This window comes from Actinomyces sp. ZJ308 (assembly GCF_011752065.1).
In the GTDB taxonomy this organism is placed as follows: domain Bacteria; phylum Actinomycetota; class Actinomycetes; order Actinomycetales; family Actinomycetaceae; genus Actinomyces.
This window is the reverse complement of sequence record NZ_JAAIJY010000061.1, coordinates 1-4,086: the sequence shown is the minus strand read 5'-3', so window position 1 is coordinate 4,086 and position 4,086 is coordinate 1. Positions and strand designations below refer to the sequence as shown.

Here is a 4,086-nt window from a genome sequence, read left to right as displayed (position 1 = left end):
ACTCGGTCCTGGGGGCCCGCAAGATGCACGTGATGCTCAACCGACCCGAGGCCGCCGAGCGTCACGGTGCCGGTCACGTGGCCCGGTGCACCGTCGAACGGCTGATGGCCGACCTGGGTCTTCACGGTGTTCGGACTGCTCAACGTGTTTCCCCTCTGTCACCTTGATCGAGCCGGGCCGTGCCCCGCCGCATTGTGCCGCGCTCAGTGCCGAACGTCCAACGCAAGCTTGGCGCCGAACCCGATGAACAGACCGCCGGTGACGCGGTCGATCCAGCGCGTCAGGCGGGCGCCGGCCACACGGGGACCCACCCAGGAGGCACCCAGAGCGAGAGCCCCGAACCAGACCGCGTTGCAGGCTCCGTGAACGAGGGCCAGAAGGATCCCCATGACCAAGGGTGGGACGCCGTCGGCCATGAACTGCGGGATGGTGGCCAGGTAGAAGACGCCGGCCTTGGGGTTGAGCAGGTCGGTCAGCAGACCGACGGACCATCCGTGCCACAGACCGCCCTTGGGAGCAGAGCCGCCGTCAAGCGCAGAGGAGCGTTGTGGATCGGCTGACTGGTTCTCACTCCGCCACGAGCGCATGATCATTCGCAGGCCCAGCCAGGTCAGGTAGACGGCCCCGGCCAGCGACAGCGCCCGGTACGCGGTCCGAGAGGCGGCGAGGACCGCCGTCGCACCGGCTCCGGCGGCCGCGCCCCACAGGACCAGGCCGGTCACGATGCCAACGATGGTGGCGAAGGCGTAAGAGCGCGAACGAGTCAGGGCCCCTCGCAGGACAACGGCGGTATCCAGTCCGGGCACGAGAGTCAGCATGAGGGCCAGGACCGCGAACCCGGCCAGCGCCTGCGACAGGCTCATGACGTCCTGCTCCCAGCGGCACGGCGGACAGAGGCAAGAGAGGCAACAGTGACAAGGCCCATAGCGCGATGGTAGAGGCCTCCGCAGTCCCGTTGAAAGGAGAGTCCCACGGGACGGACGCCTGCTCCTATGCTGACGCCATGAGTTCTTCGGCTTCCTCTGCGTCTTCGATGCCCCCGGCCTCACTGGCGGACCGTGCGCCACGCGGCACGCTCACCCCAGGGACGCTCAGCCCTGAGAGGCACGTACCGGCATCCATTGAACGCCCCGAGTACATGTTCCACGACGGTCCTGAGCGCGTCACCGCCTCGGAGGTCAAGGATGCCGAGACGATCGAGCGGATCCGGGTGGCGGGCCGGCTGGCCGCTCGCGCCCTGGCCGAGGCCGCCAAGGCGATAGCCCCGGGGGTGAGCACCGACGAGCTGGACCGGATCGCGCACGAGTACCTGTGCGACCACGGGGCCTACCCCTCCTGCCTGGGCTACATGGGCTTCCCCAAGTCGATCTGCACCTCGATCAACGAGGTCATCTGTCACGGCATCCCGGACTCGACCCGTTTGAACGAGGGCGACCTCATCAACCTCGATGTGACCGCCTACATCGGCGGTGTCCACGGCGACACGAACGCCACCTACGCCGTCGGCGAGGTCGATCCTGAGACGGAGCTGCTCATCGAGCGCACCCGAACCGCGATGGAACGGGGCATCAAGGCCGTCAAGCCCGGCCGCGAGGTCAACGTCATCGGCCGGGTCATCGAGGCCTACGCCAAGCGCTTCAGCTACGGGGTGGTGCGTGACTACACCGGGCACGGCGTCGGTGAGGCCTTCCACTCCGGTCTCATCATCCCCCACTACGACGCCGCTCCCCTGCACGACGACGTCATCGAGACGGGCATGGTGTTCACCATCGAGCCGATGCTCACACTCGGTGGCATCGAGTGGGAGCAGTGGGACGACGGCTGGACGGTGGTCACCAAGGACCGTTCCCGGACCGCTCAGTTCGAGCACACACTGGTGGTGACCGAGGACGGCGCAGAGGTCCTCACTCAACCCTGAGACCGCGCGGAGCGCCGGGGAGGGCTCCCCATTCGCGCTCATCCGCACCCATTCACGTTGCCTGACAGCGAGTCGACGACGTATCGTCCGTGGGCAGTGGACGTATCGGTCCCGTTACCGGGGACCGCTCACCGAGTCCCGCCCGTTATCCCTCCCGGAGGTTCACATGGCTTTGCGTTTCAACCCACCACCGAACTGGCCCGCACCGCCAGAAGGTTTCGAACCGCCTGCGGGCTGGCAGCCCGACCCTGCCTGGGGGCCGGCTCCTGAAGGTTGGCAGATCTGGGTTGACGACTCCGCTCCTTCCAGCGGTTCAGCCGCCTCGGCCGCGGGGTCCGACCCGGCCTGGGCGCCGACCCAGGCGGTGTCGACCGCTCCGACGGCTCAGATGGGCACCAACGCTCCGGTCGCCGACCCGACCGGACTGTCCGCATCGGCTCCTTCGGGTGACTACGCAGGCCAGGCGACCGGCGCCAGCCCGTACGCGGCCAACATGGACTACGCCCAGTCCCCCACACCGTTCCAGGGTCAAGGGGCTCCCGGGGGCCCGCAGCCTCCGGCCGGCGGCTGGCAGCCCGGTGGCGTCGGTGGGCCGAGTGGCCCTGGCGGCGGTTCCAAGCCAATCACCCAGCAGTGGTGGTTCTGGACCGGCGCCGCGGTGCTCGTGGTCATCCTGGCCATCAGCGGCGTCGTGTGGGCTATGAGCGGCTCCAGCGACGAGGACAACGGCGGTTCCAACAAGGCGGGAGGCACGACGAGTTCGCAGCAGTCGAGCAGGTCCGACTCCGGCTCGAAGTCCTCATCCGGTCCCGACTCGAGCTCCGACGGCAAGAGCGGGAGCGACAAGAGCACCAGCGGTAAGAACAACGGTCCTGGGTCGAACGCGAACGACCCCATTGACCCGAAGTCCGGCCCGATCACATTGAAGGCCGGAAAGTATGACGACGACCCCGACGCCTCCGTCGACGTGACATTCGGCGACGTCGAGTGGAACGCTAACGAAACCCTCAAGGCCAGTACCAACAGGTACAGCTACGAGGAGCCTCCCGCCGGCAAGGTTTACATGCAGGTCCCTGTCGAAATCACCTACCACGGCCAGGGGCAGTTCAATGCTTACCGTCTGAAGGTTGGCTACACGCATGAGGGCAATACGGCGGAAGCAGAGATCACCGTGGGTGGAGACACCCTGTTCAGCCGGCAGAGCATGCCACGTGACGGTGGCACCGCCAAGGGCGTCTTCGTCTTCCTCATTGACGAGGCCACCGCGAACGACGGCAAGGGCGCGTTCACTGTGAGTGCCTTCTCGCAGGTCGACAGTAAGAACGAGGTGTATGTGGCGGCGAAGTGACGTCGCAACACCCCGCTCATCGGGTGTGGCCCGCCAGTAGTGGCTGGCGGGCCACACCCGTTCTCACGTGCTCGGCGCGCGGACGAGCCGACCTGTACGCCGGGTTCTGTTGCCGCCCGCCGTTACCGGCCTGGCGGTGGCGACCATTCATCTTGGGCCATTGTTGCCAATGGCCTCATGCGACCTACCCGCTGGCTCGGGCGAGCAGCCTTCAGGCGCCAGCTGTGCGGTCTTGCTCCGGGCGGGGTTTACCGAGCCGCGGCGGTCACCCGTCGCGCTGGTGGGCTCTTACCCCACCCTTTCACCCTTACCCACCGTCATCCGGTGGGCGGTCTACTCTCTGTGGCACTGTCCCGCGGGTCACCCCGGGTGGCCGTTAGCCACCGCCCTGCTCTGTGGAGCCCGGACGTTCCTCAGCCCCTGGCCGCCGCGAGGCGGATGCAAGGTACCGCGGCCGCCCGGTCGGCTCGTCCGCAGCGACCAGCATAGCGGTAGACGACGACGTCGAGGATCCGTTCCCGCCGCGAGGCCCTGACCTCTGCGGAGCGGGTTCCGACCTATCATGTGCGGGTGCTGATCCTGCTGCCTCCGTCCGAGGGGAAGACTGCTCCTGACAGTGGACCGCCACTGGCCCTTGAGTCGCTGCTGGACGCCGAGCGGCTCACCACAGCGCGCCGTGAGGTGATGTGTCAAGCCCCGGGTTTGATGGAGGCAGTGATGACACGGAAGGATCACTGTCATGGGACAGAAGAAGTACCCCGATGAGCTGCGCGAGCGAGCCACGAGGATGACCTTGGAGGCACTGGCCGACCCGGCGCGG

At 67.3% G+C, this 4,086-nt stretch carries 3 protein-coding genes, 1 other RNA gene and 1 pseudogene; 3 read left to right on the top strand and 2 right to left on the bottom strand.

Annotated features, from left to right (window positions below):
* Window positions 1-203: 203 nt before the first annotated feature.
* The gene (locus HCR68_RS13755; RefSeq protein WP_167150407.1) at window positions 204-863 is read right to left on the bottom strand and encodes a LysE family translocator; all 660 of its coding nucleotides are present in this window, start codon (window positions 861-863) and stop codon (window positions 204-206) included.
* A gap of 140 nt (window positions 864-1,003) precedes the next feature.
* Between HCR68_RS13755 and map the strand changes: the two genes are divergently transcribed.
* Together map and HCR68_RS13745 are read left to right on the top strand one after the other, a co-directional pair.
* Complete coding sequence (map, locus tag HCR68_RS13750) at window positions 1,004-1,918, top strand: type I methionyl aminopeptidase (protein ID WP_167150404.1); 915 nt, start codon at window positions 1,004-1,006, stop codon at window positions 1,916-1,918.
* Window positions 1,919-2,306: 388 nt separating this feature from the next.
* Window positions 2,307-3,266 (top strand): hypothetical protein, encoded by a 960-nt coding sequence (locus HCR68_RS13745; protein ID WP_243859150.1) that lies wholly within the window; start codon window positions 2,307-2,309, stop codon window positions 3,264-3,266.
* A 79-nt stretch (window positions 3,267-3,345) separates the two neighbouring features.
* Here HCR68_RS13745 and rnpB read toward each other — a convergent pair.
* An RNA gene (gene rnpB, locus HCR68_RS13740) (RNase P RNA component class A) lies at window positions 3,346-3,736 on the bottom strand.
* A gap of 94 nt (window positions 3,737-3,830) precedes the next feature.
* Here rnpB and HCR68_RS14395 point away from each other — a divergent pair.
* Window positions 3,831-3,953 (top strand): annotated as a pseudogene (locus tag HCR68_RS14395) (peroxide stress protein YaaA); the annotation flags it as partial.
* Between the last annotated feature and the right edge of the window lie 133 nt (window positions 3,954-4,086).

Excerpts from the sequence above, each read along its gene's own strand:
- HCR68_RS13755 (WP_167150407.1), bottom strand. The coding sequence starts at position 863 with ATGAGCCTGTCGCAGGCGCTGGCCGGGTTCGCGGTCCTGGCCCTCATG.
- map (WP_167150404.1), top strand. The coding sequence starts at position 1,004 with ATGAGTTCTTCGGCTTCCTCTGCGTCTTCGATGCCCCCGGCCTCACTG.
- HCR68_RS13745 (WP_243859150.1), top strand. The coding sequence starts at position 2,307 with ATGGGCACCAACGCTCCGGTCGCCGACCCGACCGGACTGTCCGCATCG.